The organism is Streptomyces sp. NPDC044719 (genome assembly GCF_056433405.1).
This window is the reverse complement of record NZ_JBWKHE010000001.1, coordinates 410,808-425,429: the sequence shown is the minus strand read 5'-3', so window position 1 is coordinate 425,429 and position 14,622 is coordinate 410,808. Positions and strand designations below refer to the sequence as shown.

General features: G+C 71.4%; 11 protein-coding genes and 1 riboswitch. Of the genes, 6 read left to right on the top strand and 5 right to left on the bottom strand.

What is annotated here, in order from left to right:
- The first annotated feature begins 113 nt into the window (after positions 1 to 113).
- Complete coding sequence (locus AC07DF_RS02050; protein ID WP_478966040.1) at positions 114 to 1,742, top strand: DUF5691 domain-containing protein; 1,629 nt, start codon at positions 114 to 116, stop codon at positions 1,740 to 1,742.
- Between the two features lie 143 nt (positions 1,743 to 1,885).
- Here AC07DF_RS02050 and AC07DF_RS02045 read toward each other — a convergent pair whose 3' ends face one another.
- Positions 1,886 to 2,302 carry a coenzyme B12-dependent isobutyryl CoA mutase small subunit gene (locus AC07DF_RS02045; protein ID WP_382489501.1) on the bottom strand — a complete coding sequence of 139 codons (417 nt, stop codon included), beginning with the start codon at positions 2,300 to 2,302 and terminating at the stop codon, positions 1,886 to 1,888.
- Between the two features lie 476 nt (positions 2,303 to 2,778).
- Between AC07DF_RS02045 and AC07DF_RS02040 the strand changes: the two genes are divergently transcribed.
- Complete coding sequence (locus tag AC07DF_RS02040) at positions 2,779 to 3,645, top strand: esterase/lipase family protein (protein WP_478966038.1); 867 nt, start codon at positions 2,779 to 2,781, stop codon at positions 3,643 to 3,645.
- Positions 3,646 to 3,742: 97 nt separating this feature from the next.
- Complete coding sequence (locus AC07DF_RS02035) at positions 3,743 to 5,416, top strand: M23 family metallopeptidase (protein ID WP_478966036.1); 1,674 nt, start codon at positions 3,743 to 3,745, stop codon at positions 5,414 to 5,416.
- 94 nt (positions 5,417 to 5,510) lie between these two features.
- Here AC07DF_RS02035 and pcrA read toward each other — a convergent pair whose 3' ends face one another.
- Positions 5,511 to 7,988 (bottom strand): DNA helicase PcrA, encoded by a 2,478-nt coding sequence (gene pcrA, locus AC07DF_RS02030; RefSeq protein WP_478966035.1) that lies wholly within the window; start codon positions 7,986 to 7,988, stop codon positions 5,511 to 5,513.
- A 303-nt stretch (positions 7,989 to 8,291) separates the two neighbouring features.
- Positions 8,292 to 8,450, top strand: a riboswitch (cyclic di-AMP (ydaO/yuaA leader).
- An 8-nt stretch (positions 8,451 to 8,458) separates the two neighbouring features.
- Between pcrA and AC07DF_RS02025 the strand changes: the two genes are divergently transcribed.
- On the top strand, positions 8,459 to 9,634 hold the full coding sequence (locus AC07DF_RS02025; RefSeq protein ID WP_478966033.1) for a C40 family peptidase: 1,176 nt from the start codon (positions 8,459 to 8,461) through the stop codon (positions 9,632 to 9,634).
- Positions 9,635 to 9,710: 76 nt separating this feature from the next.
- Entirely contained in the window at positions 9,711 to 10,727 is a 1,017-nt protein-coding gene (locus tag AC07DF_RS02020; RefSeq protein WP_478966031.1) for an SLAC1 family transporter, read from the top strand.
- Here the strand turns inward: AC07DF_RS02020 and AC07DF_RS02015 are convergent.
- Positions 10,705 to 11,058 (bottom strand): hypothetical protein, encoded by a 354-nt coding sequence (locus AC07DF_RS02015; protein WP_107455854.1) that lies wholly within the window; start codon positions 11,056 to 11,058, stop codon positions 10,705 to 10,707. The genes AC07DF_RS02020 and AC07DF_RS02015 overlap by 23 nt on opposite strands.
- Before the next feature lie 421 nt (positions 11,059 to 11,479).
- Between AC07DF_RS02015 and AC07DF_RS02010 the strand changes: the two genes are divergently transcribed.
- The gene (locus tag AC07DF_RS02010) at positions 11,480 to 12,547 is read left to right on the top strand and encodes a C40 family peptidase (protein WP_478967547.1); all 1,068 of its coding nucleotides are present in this window, start codon (positions 11,480 to 11,482) and stop codon (positions 12,545 to 12,547) included.
- Between the two features lie 22 nt (positions 12,548 to 12,569).
- Here the strand turns inward: AC07DF_RS02010 and AC07DF_RS02005 are convergent, their stop codons facing one another.
- A complete protein-coding gene (locus tag AC07DF_RS02005) occupies positions 12,570 to 13,313 on the bottom strand; it encodes a LuxR C-terminal-related transcriptional regulator (protein WP_454365522.1) in 744 nt (247 codons plus the stop codon).
- Entirely contained in the window at positions 13,310 to 14,596 is a 1,287-nt protein-coding gene (locus tag AC07DF_RS02000; RefSeq protein WP_478966028.1) for an ATP-binding protein, read from the bottom strand. Before AC07DF_RS02000 ends, AC07DF_RS02005 begins: the two co-directional genes overlap by 4 nt.
- Positions 14,597 to 14,622: the final 26 nt, after the last annotated feature.

Here is a 14,622-nt window from a genome sequence, read left to right as displayed (position 1 = left end):
TTTTCCTACCCGACCCACCCTTCCCATGAATCAACGCATCTTTCAGGCATCACGGGACAACCGATGAGGGTGAGCCTTCAACCACTCCCGGGCGCCCCACGGAAAGGAAGCTCATGACCGGTACCACCGCTTCTGTGGACGCGCCGGCCACCAGCGTCTGGGAGGGACTCGTCACCACGGCGCTGCTGGGCACGGACCGGCGCACCCCGCCGGGTGCCGGGCCGGGCCCGGAGGCACCGGTGGCGCTCCTGGACGCGGCGGCGACGGAGACCGTGCGACGCCGGGCCGGTCTGCGTCCGGCGCGGGCGGCGGAACGCCCGCAAGCGGCCCCGGAGGATCCTCGTCCGCCCCTGCCGCCCGCGGCTGCCCGCAGACTCGCACTGCTGCTGGCCGACCGCCCCGGCGCGTCCGGCGGCGGCCGCCGGGGGGCAGCGCCCGATCTGGTGGAGCTGCTGCCCCAGTGGCTCGCGGGGGCCAACGCCCGTGGTTTCGCACCGCCTCCGCACGCGCTCCCCGCGCTGCTGGACGCGGCCCGGGGGCGTACCGACCTGCGTCCGGCGGTGCTGGAGTTCGCGGGGCCGCGGGCCCTGTGGCTGGCGCGGCTGAACCAGGACTGGCGCTTCGCGCTGCGCTCGGCTCCGGGCGGTGGAGCGGCGCTGCCGCACGTCGATGACGACGACCGGACTCAGCAGTTGTGGCAGGAGGGCCTGTTCGCCGAACGGGTCGCTCTCCTCTCCGCCCTGCGCTCCCGCGAACCGGCCGCCGCACGGGAACTGCTCGCGACGACCTGGTCGACGGAGCGGGCCGAGGACCGGCTGATGTTCCTCGACTCCCTGCGCGCGGGCCTGGGCCCGGACGACGAGCCGTTTCTGGAACAGGCCCTGGCCGACCGCAGCCGCAACGTCCGGGCGACGGCGGCGGAGCTGCTGTCGGCGCTTCCCGGTTCGGCGCTGGCCGCGCGGATGGCGGTCAGGGCGGGGGCGTGTCTGGCCATCGACCACACGCAGACACTGCCCGCCCCGACGATCGCCGTCGAAGCGCCGCACGAGTGCGATCCGGGCATGGAGCGCGACGGCGTCGTGGCGAAAGCCCCGGCGGGACGGGGCGAACGGTCCTGGTGGTTCGGCCAGTTGGTGGAGGCGGCACCGCTCGGGACCTGGTCGCGCCGGCTGGGCGGGCGGACCCCCCGGGAGATCGTGGCGCTGCCGGTGGCGGACGACTGGCAGGGCGAACTGCACGCGGCATGGTGCCGGGCGGCGGTGCGCCAGCGGGACGCCGAATGGTCGCGCGCGCTGCTCGGCGAGCCCTCGGCGCCGGAGGCCGGCGGCCCGGGCGCGGTGTCCCTGGCCGAACGCGCCAAGCTGCTCGGCACACTGGGCGCCGCCGAACGGGCCGAGTGGGTGGCCGGCTTCATCGCGACGCACGGCCTGTCCGAGGCCTTTCAACTGCTCGGCGTGTGCGCGGTGCCGTGGTCGGGGCCGCTCGGCCGGGCGGTGGTGGACGCGCTCAACATCGCGCGGGACGCAGGGAGTTATCCATGGAGTTTCAGCGGGGTCATGGGCCTGGCCGAGCGCTGCCTCGACCCGTCCGAGGCCGGGCGCCTCGACGGCCTGCTGGCCGTACCGGACGAACCGGAGAACGCGTCACCCGGAGCCGGCGGCTACTGGGCGGAGGCCTTCCAGCGCCTGGTCACGACCCTGCGGCTGCGCGCGGCGATGGCGGAGGAACTGGGCGTGTCATAGACCCGCGCATACCAGCCGACCGCGCGACGACCCGGCCCCGGCCGGCAACAAGCCCACCAGGCACGACACCGGCATCGACCCAAGCCCTCACACCAACCCCGGCCTCGATCAGCCGCAGCCGTCCCGGCCCCACCGCCGGAGGCCTACGCCCCGGCCGGCTGGCGTGCGTTCGTCCGGACCCATTCCACGATCGACGTCGTCGTCGCGCCGGGCGTGAAGATCTCCGCGACGCCCTTCTCCTTCAGCAGGGGGATGTCCGCCTCGGGGATGATCCCGCCGCCGAAGACCAGGATGTCCGCCGCGTCCCGCTCCTTGAGCAGCTCGATCACCGCCGCGAAGAGCGTGTTGTGCGCGCCGGAGAGGATGGACAGCCCGATCGCGTCGGCGTCCTCCTGGATCGCCGTGTCGACGATCTGCTCGGGAGTCTGGTGGAGCCCGGTGTAGATGACCTCCATACCGGCGTCGCGCAGGGCCCGCGCGATCACCTTGGCCCCGCGATCATGGCCGTCGAGCCCCGGCTTGGCCACCACTACGCGGATCGGACCGGCTGCCACACCCATCACTGCCTCCATGAAGCGAATACATCCATCCGTACCGACAAGTACCGCACACATCGGGCACGCAGTACACGCCGCACCGCACGGACACCCCGCCCCGCATCGTCCGGGCAAGTGAACGAACGTTATCTCCAGGATCCCGCAACCGGCAGTTTCGCACTGCAGGCCGAGGGGGAAATCACATGGTGGGACAAGCGCAAGGGGAGCCGCGACGAAGTCGCCGTACCGCCGCCGCACCCACCACGCACAGCGGCGGTACGGCACTTCGGCGAAGAAACGCAGGGCAAGCACCGCAGGTTCGGCACGTACCGCACGCAGGGGATCACTGGCGCCACACACGCCACACGCCTCACTCAGGCCCCACGGCACACGCGGCTCGGGCCGCTCACATGGTCATCGCCGGCCGTCTTCGCAGCAGCTTTCCACGAGGGCACACGGGGGGCGGAGCCGTCCTTCCACGTGCCGACAGGAGGTCGGCCATGAAGGTCACCGGGGCTGCTCTGCCCTTTCTACCGTTCTGCCGGCGCCTGCTGCCGAGCCGGCTGACAGGGCTCTCCCTGGCGCTTCTGAAGGCCACCGCCCTGGAGATCGCGATCCTGGCCGGGCATCTCCTCCTCTACCCCTCCGGCATCACCCAGGAGCGACGAGCCCCCGCCCCGGCGCCGCTCCCGACCGGCGGTGCCGCCCAACTGCCCACGGAGGCCAAGCCCCCGGTCGTCCTGCTGCACGGCTTCATCGACAACCGCTCGGTCTTCGTCCTGCTGCGGCGCAGCCTCGCCCAGCACGGCAGGCAGCAGATCGAGTCCCTCAACTACTCGCCGCTGACCTGCGACATACGCGCCGCGGCCGAGCTGCTGGGCCGGCATATAGAGGAGATCTGCGAGCGCACCGGGGCCCGGCGGGTCGATGTCGTCGGGCACAGCCTCGGCGGCCTGATAGCGCGTTACTACGTGCAGCGGCTCGGCGGTGACGCCCGCGTCCGGACCCTCGTCACCCTCGGCACGCCACACTCCGGAACCCGAGTCGCGCCCTTCGCGGACGCGCACCCCATCGTGCGCCAGATGCGCCCCGGCTCACCGGTGCTCGAGGAGCTCACTCGGCCCGCCCCTGACTGCCGTACGCACTTCGTCAGCTTCTGGAGCGACCTGGACCATGTGATGGACCCGCTGGAGACGGCCCGCATCGACCATCCCGATCTGACGGCGCAGAACGTACTCGTGACCGGCATCGGCCATCTCGCCCTGCCCGTGCACCCCGCAGTCGCCAACGGAATACGGCAGGTCCTCGACACGGCCCACCCGGGTGAACCGTCCGCCCATCACACCGGCGGCCTCACGGTGGCCTGACTCCGGACTCGACGGCTGCGCGCTTCGGGTCGAAACGTCGAACAAACTTCGAACACAAAGCCAAACCCGCGCCCGCCGTCCGCCAAAACACGGCCGAATGCCCGTTTCATGCGCGCGCGAAACCTGCCGAAGATTGTCGTGCCCGCGTACCGCCGGGTACAGTCGCCGCACTGCTCTGGCAGCCCCTGTTGTCGAGGCGAAAGAGAAGTTGGTGAACGACCGTCACCCGTCGGGGACCATGACCCCGGCTCCGGCTTCCGAGGCCGCCTCGGCGCATTACGCGTCGTACGGCACCCAGGAAGCCCAGTACGGCGACTTCACCACGTACGGCGACTACGCCGCCACCGGATTTGACGCCACCGGCGCTCACGCCACCGGTACGGACGGCTCCGGTTTCGACGCCACCGGGCACACCACCGCGACCTTCGCCAGCGACCCCCTCTTCGGCGACATGCCGGGCAGCGGCCCCGACACGGGCACGTACGACACCGGTCACTGGCCCACGGGTACGCACGAGAACCCGCACTACGACGCGTACGCGGCCCAGCACCACGCCGCCTACGACACCGGTGTCTACGACACGACCTCCTGGACGGCCCAGCAGCAGCCACTGTCGGTCATCCCGCCGCAGGCCGGGTCCCCCGACGCCACCGGCCAGTGGGACACCGGCGCCTGGCTCCAGCCCGACCAGTCCGGCAATCCGGCCGACCAGACCCAGCAGTGGGAATGGGGCACGCAGGCCTTCGACACCGGCACCTACGACGCCACGCAGTGGAACACCGACGGCTCCGCCGCGCCGTCCCCCGACGGGTACGAGCAGCACGCGGACGCCTTCCACCAGCACGAGACGGCGGCGTTCGAGCAGATCGAGATCGGCTACGACGAAGCCACCGGGGCCGGCTACGACGACCCCGCCACGGACGGCGATGAGCCGGCCGCCACCGGCGAACTGCCCACCGTCACCCCGCTCCTGGACGGCCAGGAAGAGGTCGGCCCGCGCACCGCCGCACGGGCGGCCTCGCGCGCCGGGTCCCGCTCCCGCCGCCGTACACCCCCCAAGCGCTCGGCACTGCTGACCATCGCGGTGCCCTCGGCGTGTGTGATGGGCGTCGCGGGGATCGCCGCCGCGTCCGTCGGCAGCCTCACCGAGGACAGCGCCGCGGAGGCGCAGACGACCGCGGCGGACGCACAGCCGGTGCAGCCGGCCGCCGCCAACAACAAGCTGGACACGCAGCTGCAGAGCCTCTCCGCCGGCGCCGACGACTTCGCCGACCGGGCCAGCCGTACGCAGGAACGTATCGACCTCAAGGCTCAGCAGGCGGCCGAGCGGAAGCGGGCGGCGGAGGAGGCGGCCCGCAAGGAGCGGCTGCGCCCGAAGTTCGCCATGCCGGTGGCCCGCCACGGACTCAGCGCCCAGTACGGCCAGTCCGGCATCAACTGGATGTCCTTGCACACCGGCATCGACTTCCCCGTCTCGTACGGCACGACCGTGATGGCCGCGACCGACGGCACCGTCCGCACCCAGTGGAACAGCGCGTACGGCAACATGCTGATCCTGACCGCGAAGGACGGCACGGAGACGTGGTACTGCCACCTCTCCACCTACACGGTCCCCTCGGGTACGAGCGTGAAGGCCGGCGATCCGATCGCGCGTTCGGGCAACTCCGGCAACTCGACCGGCCCCCATCTGCACTTCGAGGTGCGTCCGGCCGGCGGCTCGCCGATCGACCCGCTCCCGTGGCTGCGCAGCCACGGCGTCGACCCGACGTAACGTCCCGGCAGCCCCCGCCGATCCGGCCCCGCCGGCCCAGCCCCCGCCGGTCCTCCGGCGGAGGCTCACCTCACAGGACTGTCGCCGTCCAGGGCTACAGCTTCTCCACCGGCGCGTACCGCAGCAGCAGCCGCTTCGGCTTGTCCCCGAAGTCGATCGTCGCCTCGGCGTTCGCGCCCGTGCCCTTGACCGCCACGACGGTCCCGAGCCCGAACTGGTCGTGCGTGACCCGGTCCCCGACCACGAGCGACACCACCGGCTTCTCGGAGGTGCGGCGCGTGGCGAAACCGGAGGCGCCCGACGCCGACGAACGCGAACGGGACGACGACAGCGAGGCCGCCACGGCGGAGACCGGCCCGGAGGACGCGGGCGCTGTCGCACCGGTCCGCTTCCACTCCAGGTGGGTCGGCGGGATCTCCTCCAGGAACCGGGAGGGCGGGTTGTACGACGGCTGTCCCCAGGCGCTGCGCATCGTCGAGCGCGTCAGATACAGCCGTTCCCGCGCGCGGGTGATGCCCACGTACGCCAGGCGCCGCTCCTCCTCCAGCTCCTTGGTCTGGCCGAGGGCGCGCATGTGCGGGAAGACGCCGTCCTCCATGCCGGTCAGGAAGACAACCGGGAACTCCAGGCCCTTGGCGGTGTGCAGGGTCATCAGGGTGATGACGCCGTCGCCGTCCTCCTCGTCGGGGATCTGGTCGGAGTCGGCGACCAGCGCGACCTTCTCGAGGAAGTCGGCAAGCGTTCCCTGCTCGTCCTCGCCGCGCTCCTGCTCGAACTCCATGGCGACGGCGGCGAGTTCCTGGAGGTTCTCGATCCGGGTCTCGTCCTGCGGGTCGGTGGAGGCCTGCAACTCGGCGAGGTATCCGGTGCGCTCCAGGATCGCCTCCAGCACGGTGGCGGGCCCCGCGCCGGACTCGACGACCGTACGGAGGTCCTCCATCAGCGTGTTGAACCGCTTGACGGCGTTGGTGGAGCGCGCGGCCATGCCGTACGCCTCGTCGACGCGCTTCAGCGCCTGCGGGAAGCTGATCTTCTCCCGCTGGGAGAGGGCGTCGATCATCGCCTCGGCGCGGTCGCCGATGCCGCGCTTGGGCACATTGAGGATCCGGCGCAGCGGCACCGAGTCCTCCGGGTTGGCCAGCACGCGCAGGTAGGCCAGGACGTCCCGGACCTCCTTGCGCTCGTAGAAGCGGACGCCGCCGACGACCTTGTAGGGCAGGCCGACGCGGATGAAGATCTCTTCGAAGACACGGGACTGGGCGTTGGTGCGGTAGAAGACGGCGACGTCGCCGGCCTTCGCCTCACCCGCGTCGGTGAGACGGTCTATCTCGTCGGCGACGAACTGCGCCTCGTCGTGCTCGGTGTCGGCGACGTAGCCGGTGATCTGCGCGCCCGTGCCCGCGTTGGTCCACAGGTTCTTGGGGCGGCGGGACTCGTTGCGCTCGATGACCGCGTTGGCCGCGCTGAGGATCGTCTGGGTGGAGCGGTAGTTCTGCTCCAGCAGGATCGTCGTCGCGTCCGGGTAGTCCTCCTCGAACTGGAGGATGTTGCGGATCGTCGCGCCGCGGAAGGCGTAGATCGACTGGTCGGCGTCACCGACCACGCACAGCTCGGCGGGCGGCAGGTCGTCCGCGCTGGGCGGTACGTCGACGGGGTGCTCGGAGGTGCCCACGAGCTCCCGGACGAGTGCGTACTGGGCGTGGTTGGTGTCCTGGTACTCGTCCACGAGGACGTGGCGGAAGCGGCGGCGGTAGTGCTCGGCGACGTCCGGGAAGGCGCGCAGCAGGTTGACCGTCGTCATGATCAGGTCGTCGAAGTCGAGGGCGTTCGCCTCGCGCAGCCGCGACTGGTACATCGCGTAGGCCTGGGCGAGGGTCTTCTCGAAGCCGTCGCCGGCCTGGGCGGCGAAGTCCTCCTCGTCGATCAGCTCGTTCTTCAGGTTGCTGATCTTGGCGCTGAAGGACTTCGGCGGGAAGCGCTTGGGGTCGAGGTCCAGGTCGCGGCAGACCAGGGCCATCAGGCGCTTGGAGTCGGCGGCGTCGTAGATCGAGAAGCTCGATGTGAAGCCGAGCTTCTTGCTCTCCCGGCGCAGGATGCGGACGCAGGCGCTGTGGAACGTCATCACCCACATGGCGTTCGCGCGCGGGCCGACGAGTTGCTCGACGCGCTCCTTCATCTCGCCGGCGGCCTTGTTGGTGAAGGTGATGGCGAGGATCTGGCCCGGGTGGACGTCCCGCTCGGCGAGCAGGTGGGCGATGCGGTGTGTGAGCACACGGGTCTTGCCGGAGCCGGCGCCGGCCACGATGAGCAGCGGGGAGCCGGAGTGTGTGACGGCGGCGCGCTGGTTGTCGTTCAGCCCCTCCAGGAGCGCGGCGGCGTCCACCGGCGGGCGCGCGGCTCCGTCCCGGTAGTAGGCGTCGCGGTCCGGCGGCACATCGAACTTCCCGCCGAACAGATCGTCCGGAACCGGCTCCGGTCCGTGATCGTCCTCGGGCGGCGGTGGGGGTTCGTCCGCGGGACCCCGCTGGGCCTGGAGGTCCGCCAGGAAGCTGTCGTCAAAGAGGCTGCTCATCGCTCTCCGAGTCTAGGGCGCCCCACTGACAGCCCGCCGCCGCCCTGAGAACATCGCCGAAAGAACCCCCCTGTCACCCTCCAGGTGCACGTGATCACAGGCCGCTACGGCTTCACAATTGCGTATAAACGGTGACCAATCCCCCTCGATCGATCACTCTCGGCGATGCTCATGAGCAAGGTCACGGAAATGTATCGGGCATATCACCCATCAACCTTCACAAGGGCCACACGAGTTGGCTACCGTGCGAGGAGGTCACACGACCCCCACCGGCGAACGTCGCCGGGCCGCGTGGCCTCCGCCGAGTCAGGCGTGCCGCAGCGGCAGCCAGAGCCGGGGACCCAACCGAGACCCCGGGGTGAATCGGCCCGACTCCCTTCCCGGAGACGGCCGTAGGGCAACCCTTCCGAACCACCCGCCCGAACCCGACAGCTAACCCGGTAGGCGGAGCATGGAAGGAGTCGCCTCCCTTGGCGTCGCACCGCAAGTCGCGTCCTACGGGTTCGCGCGTTGCAGGCATACGGACCCCCGCCCTCGCGACGGCGGCCCTCACCTCCGTGGCCCTGCTGTCCCAGTCGGCCAACGCCGCCCCCGAGGCCGACGACAAGCCCAGCCTGGAGGAAGTCGAGAAGAAGGTCGACGACCTCTACCGCCAGGCGGGGTCCGCGACCGAGAAGTACAACGGGGCCAAGGAGAAGACCGCCAAGCAGCGCAAGCGCGTCGACACCCTCCTCGACGACGTCGCCAAGCGCACCCAGAAGCTGAACGAGGCGCGGGAAGAGCTGGGCACCTTCGCCGCCGCCCAGTACCGCACCGGCGCCTCCACCCCGGACACGGCGACGTTCCTGCTCGCGGACACCCCGCAGGACTACTTCGACCAGACCCAGCTGATGGACCGGATGACCGGCCGTCAGAAGGTGGCGGTCGACGACTACATCACTCAGCAGTCAGAGACGATGGAGAAGCGTCAGGAGGCCACCGAGAGCCTCGAGACGCTCACCGAGTCGCAGGACGACCTGAAGACGGCCAAGGCGACCGTCCAGAGGAAGCTCGCCGACGCGCGCGAGCTGCTGTCGAAGCTGACCACCGAGGAGAAGGCGCGGCTCGCGGCGATCGAGAGGGAGAAGCAGGAGGAGGCCGCCCGCAAGGCCGCCGAGCTGGCCCGGCAGCAGGCCGAGCAGCAGCGGGAGCAGGAAGCCGCCCAGCAGGAAGCCGCCCAGCAGCAGGACAGTGGTTCCTCCTCGACGGGTTCGTCCTCGTCGTCCACCGCGCCCGACTCCTCGTACGCCACCAAGGCCGACAAGGCGCTCGCCTTCGCCCGCGCCCAGATCGGCAAGCCGTACGTCTGGGGCGCCACCGGCCCCGGCTCCTACGACTGCTCCGGCCTCACCCAGGCCGCCTGGAAGGCCGCCGGCGTGACCCTGCCGCGCACGACGTACGACCAGGTCAACGCCGGCACCACGGTGCCCCTGGCCGACGCTCAGCCCGGTGACCTGGTCTTCTTCTACGACGATGTCACCCACGTCGGCATCTACATCGGCAACGGCATGATGATCCACGCTCCGAAGCCCGGCACGTACGTGCGCGAGGAGTCGATCTACTACGACGGCGAGTCGTCGATCCACAGCGTGGTGCGGCCGGCCTGACGGGTCTCGCAGGTTTTTGGGACCCCGCGCGCGTGGCCTGCCCGTAACGCGCGCGGGGCCTCCTAGCATCGGCCCCATGCCCGGCCCCTCCCCCTCCGTCGCCTGGTGGGCGCAACGTGCTCCGGCGGCCAGTGCCGCCGTGCTGGCGACCGGCACCCTGTCGGTCGGTCTGGATCTGGCGGGGTACGAGGTCCTCTCACGCGTCACCCTGGGTCTGGCCTGCGCGGCCTGGCTGCTGTTCGCCTCGGACTTCACCCTGCGGCTGCTGCGGGCCGGGACCAGGTGGCGGGCTTATACGCGCAGGCCGGGCGTCCTCGAGAGCGTGATGACGACGGCCCTCACCACCGTGGCGGCGACGGCCGTCCTGGGCACCGCCTTCTCGGCGGCCGGCTCCCGGGCCCTGGCCGTGACGCTGCTGGTGCTCGCCGTACTGCTCTGGCCGGTGCCGCTCGTCCTCGTCCCGCAGGGCGGGCAGCGGCGCGGGCCCGGGACGGTGTTCGCGCGCTGCATGGCCACGCAGGGGCTCGCCGTGCTCGGCGCCACGCTGGCCGCGGCCGAGTCGGCGGACTGGCTCGCGCACGCGGCGCTGGTGCTGTTCTGGCTGGGACTGGTCCTGTACGTCCTCGCCCTGATCCGTTTCGATGTGCGGCAGGTGGCCGAAGGGGTCGGCGATCACTGGCTCGCGGGCGGGGCGCTCGCCCTCTCGGCGCTCGCCGGGGCGCGGCTGATCAGCGCCGACAGCGCGCGTCTGTACCTGTGGAACGAAGACGACCGGGACGTCCTGCGCACGGTGACCGTCGCGCTGCTCGTGCTCGCACTGCTCTGCTACGCCGTCCTGCTCGCCGCCGAGTTCCTGTGGCCCCGGCCCCGCCATGACGTCCGCCGCTGGGCGACCGTGTTCACCTGGGCCAAGACGGGGACGGCGGCACTGGCCGTCGCCGTCGCCCTCGACGTCTCCTGGCTGGACGGCTTCGGGGAGGCGCTGCTGTGGATCGCGGTCGCCGCGTGGCTCGTGGCCGCCGCCTGGACGGCCGCCGCGGTCCGGTCCGGTGCGCTGCCCGGCCGCCGGGTCAGGTCCAGAGCACGGCGATGAAGACGTTCGCCGTGGTCAGCAGGCCGACCAGGCCGAACAGGCCCTTGTCCACCTTCTCGTCGTCCCGCTTCACGTAGACCAGGCCGAGGATCACGATCAGCAGGGCCAGCTTCACGCCGATCTTGATGTTGTTCACGGACTGGTCGTCGGCCTGGTTGAGGCCGACCAGGATCACACCGGTGACCAGCATCGTCAGCGCGCCGTGCAGCATCGCCGGGGTGTAGCGGGCGGTGCCCTCGCCCATCGCCTTCATCTGGGTGAGAAAGCCGCCCAGGAGCGAGGCGATGCCGATGATGTGGAGGCCGACGAAGAGGTGGATGAGTACGTCCATGAGGCCGGAGCCTAATCAGGGGGTCCGATCCGCCCGACACCGGCCCACCGATGCATATATGCGCCCCATAGCACCCGATCACCGGCACCCGCCCGGGATTTCGACGCATCGGTCATCACGCTGAGTTAAGTCGACGGCGCCGAGGCGGGATCGCGGTCGCATACGGTCACCGTCGGTCCTCTCGGAACAGTTCCGCGCACCGGCCACGGGCCGCCATGGCGAGGTTTAACGTCCTCCTCCAGGTGACCGGCTCCCCACCGCCGCCCGGGCCAGGGGCGGCAGTCGGGCACCACCGCCAGAAGTCCGGCGGCGGCCCGCTTCCCCTGTGCGGGCCGCCGCCGGACGCGCAGGCCGCCCGTCCGCTCCCCACGGCGGCCGTCGCACGCACCGGGCGGTCGCAGGAAAGGACGTGGCTCCCAAGGTGGCAGCGCACCGCAAGCCCCGACAGCGCACCGCGAGCGGCAACACGGCCCGTACGGCCGCCACGATCGCGCTCGCCGGCGCGGCGACCGCGACGGGCTTCGACGGAACCGGACACGCCGAACCGCAGCTCTCCCCCGGCCAGGTCAAGGCCAAGGTGGACAAGCTGTACCAGGAGGCGGAGGTCGCCACCGAGAAGTACAACGGCGCGAAGGAGAAGGCCGACGCCGCCGGAGAGCGGCTCAAGAAGCTCCAGGACCAGGCGGCCCGCAAGGAGGAACGGCTCAACTCGGCCCGCGACGCCCTGGGCTCGGTGGCCGCCGCGCAGTACCGGGACGGCGGCATCGACCCCGCCCTCCGGCTCGCCCTCTCGGACGACCCCGACCGGTACCTGGAGAACGCCGAGTTCGTGGAGCGGGCCGGCCACCGGCAGAAGTCCGCCGTCGCGGGCGTCCGCAAGCAGCTCCGGGAGATCGAGCAGCTGCGCGGGGCCGCCCACATCGAGCTGACGTCCCTGAAGTCGCGGCAGACGGAGCTGAAGCGGCACAAGAAGACGATCACCGGCAAGCTGGGCTCCGCACGGCAGTTGCTGTCACGGCTCAGCGCGCAGGAACGTGCCGACCTGGGCGGAGGGACGGGTTCGAACCGCGTCTCACGCTCCTCGAGGGGCGCCCGCGACACCCTGGCGGCCACCGGATCCGCCGCCGCGCAGGCGCCCAACGCCCGCGCGGCCGCCGCCGTCTCCTACGCCTACCAGAAGCTCGGCAGCCCCTACGTCTGGGGCGCGACCGGGCCGAACGCCTTCGACTGCTCGGGCCTCGTCCAGGCCGCGTACCGCTCCGCGGGCGTCTCGCTGCCCCGCACGACGTACTCCCAGATCGCCGCCGGCCGCCGCGTCTCCCGCTCCGAACTCCTCCCCGGTGACCTGGTCTTCTACTACGCCGGCATCAGTCACGTGGGCATCTATGTGGGCAACGGGCAGATGATCCACGCCCCGAACTCATCGGCCCCGGTCCGGGTCGCCCCGCTCGACGAGATGCCGTACGCGGGGGCGACACGGGTGGTCTGACGGGGGCGGCCCGGGCCGCGTGTCACACCAGCCGTCGTGCCGTGGCCCAGCGCGTCAGCTCGTGCCGGTTGGAGAGCTGGAGCTTGCGCAGGACCGCCGAGACATGCGACTCGACCGTCTTCACGGAGATGAACAGTTGCTTGGCGATCTCCTTGTACGCGTACCCCCGGGCGATCAGCCGCAGCACCTCGCGCTCGCGCTGGGTCAGCCGGTCCAGGTCCTCGTCGACCGGCGGGGCGTCCGTGGAGGCGAAGGCGTCGAGGACGAACCCGGCCAGCCGCGGGGAGAACACCGCGTCGCCCTCCTGGACGCGGAAGACGGAGTCGACGAGGTCCGTGCCGGTGATCGTCTTGGTGACGTACCCGCGGGCCCCGCCGCGGATCACTCCGATCACATCCTCCGCCGCGTCGGACACGGACAGCGCGAGGAAGCGGACCGGCTGCTCGGCGTCGGCCATCAAGGGGGCACAGCGGCGCAGCACCTCCACCCCGCCGCCGCCCGGGAGATGCACGTCGAGGAGGACCACCTCGGGCCGGGTCGCGGTGATGACCGTGACCGCCTGGTCGACGTCCGCGGCCTCGCCGACGACCTCGACGCCGGTCTGCTCGGTCTGCCCGATCTCGGCCTGGACCCCCGTACGGAACATGCGGTGGTCGTCGACGAGGACCACGCGCACCCGACGCCCGCCGGTGCCGCCGCCCGACTCCGCGGGCCCGGCCGCCTCCGCCGCTCCCGCCGTACCGTTCGACTCGGTCGGGTCGCTCATGACGTCTTCTCCGCCCTCTCCATCTCCAGCTCGACCTCCGTGCCGCCGTCCGGCACCGCGCGCAACCGCGCCGTGCCGCCGTGACGCTCCATGCGGCCGATGATCGATTCTCTGACACCCATGCGGTCGGCGGGTATCGAGTCGAGGTCGAAGCCGGGGCCGCGGTCCCGGACGGACACGAAGACCGTCTTCCCCTCGACCTCGGCGTAGACCTGTACGGCTCCGCCCTCGCCACCGTACTTGGCGGCGTTCACCATTGCTTCCCGCGCGGCCTGCATCTGTGCGCCGGTCCCTTCGTCGAGCGGGCAGTCCCCCACCACGACGACCTCGATGGGCACGCCGTGCTTGTCCTCCACCTCGGCCGCGTTGCGCCGCACGGCGTCGGCGAGTGTGGTGGGTTCGTCGGCCTCCTCCTTGCCGGTGCCCTCGGGCTTGTAGAGCCAGGTGCGCAGGTCGCGCTCCTGGGCGCGGGCGAGGCGGCGCACCTCGCTCGCGTTCTCCGCGTTGCGCTGGATCAGGGTGAGGGTGTGCAGCACCGAGTCGTGCACATGGGCGGCGACCTCCGCCCGCTCCTGGGCCCGGATGCGCATCAGACGCTCCTCGGAGAGGTCCTGCGTCATGCGCACCAGATACGGCCCGGCGAGGAGCGTTATCCCGACGAGGACCGCGAGGGCCGCCTGCAGCACGGAGCCGAGGTGGGCGGCGGAGCCCTGCAGGACGAAGATGCCGGAGACACCGGCCGTCACCAGCAGCACCCCGCCCACCGCGCGCAGCAGCGTGACCGTGCGCCGGCGGCGGCCGACTTCGACCCAGCGGGCCCGGCGGGCGTTGTCCGCCTGCCGCCAGACCAGGGCGACGCCCGCGCCGACGAGCACCGCCGGCCACAGGTACACCCGGGCCCCGCCGCTGAGGTTCACGTTGCCGACGAACACCAGGGCCACGGCGACCATGAGCAGCAGGGCCACTATCTGGCCCTTGTCGGGTTTGCGGGCGACGAGTCTGCGGCGGCCGTCGGGCGAGGTCTCCGAGGCGGCCGGCGGCTTCTGCGCGTCGACTCCGCCGACGCCGAGCGGGACGAAGAACCAGAACGCGGCGTACAGCAGCGCGCCGAGACCGTCGGCCATGAACAGGCCGACGAACACGAGCCGCACCCAGACGACGGGCAGCCCGAGGTGCCCGGCGAGGCCTCGCGCCACGCCACCGAGCCAGCGTCCGTCGCTGCTGCGGTAGAGCTTGCGCGGCGGCCGCGGTTCGGCGAGTGGCGCTGCTGCGGCTTCCGACATGCCATTGATGGTCACACGGCCGGAGG

Excerpts from the sequence above, each read along its gene's own strand:
- AC07DF_RS02020 (WP_478966031.1), top strand. The coding sequence starts at position 9,711 with ATGCCCGGCCCCTCCCCCTCCGTCGCCTGGTGGGCGCAACGTGCTCCG.
- AC07DF_RS02015 (WP_107455854.1), bottom strand. The coding sequence starts at position 11,058 with ATGGACGTACTCATCCACCTCTTCGTCGGCCTCCACATCATCGGCATC.
- AC07DF_RS02040 (WP_478966038.1), top strand. The coding sequence starts at position 2,779 with ATGAAGGTCACCGGGGCTGCTCTGCCCTTTCTACCGTTCTGCCGGCGC.
- pcrA (WP_478966035.1), bottom strand. The coding sequence starts at position 7,988 with ATGAGCAGCCTCTTTGACGACAGCTTCCTGGCGGACCTCCAGGCCCAG.
- AC07DF_RS02035 (WP_478966036.1), top strand. The coding sequence starts at position 3,743 with ATGCCCGTTTCATGCGCGCGCGAAACCTGCCGAAGATTGTCGTGCCCG.
- AC07DF_RS02045 (WP_382489501.1), bottom strand. The coding sequence starts at position 2,302 with ATGGGTGTGGCAGCCGGTCCGATCCGCGTAGTGGTGGCCAAGCCGGGG.
- AC07DF_RS02050 (WP_478966040.1), top strand. The coding sequence starts at position 114 with ATGACCGGTACCACCGCTTCTGTGGACGCGCCGGCCACCAGCGTCTGG.
- AC07DF_RS02005 (WP_454365522.1), bottom strand. The coding sequence starts at position 13,313 with ATGAGCGACCCGACCGAGTCGAACGGTACGGCGGGAGCGGCGGAGGCG.
- AC07DF_RS02000 (WP_478966028.1), bottom strand. The coding sequence starts at position 14,596 with ATGTCGGAAGCCGCAGCAGCGCCACTCGCCGAACCGCGGCCGCCGCGC.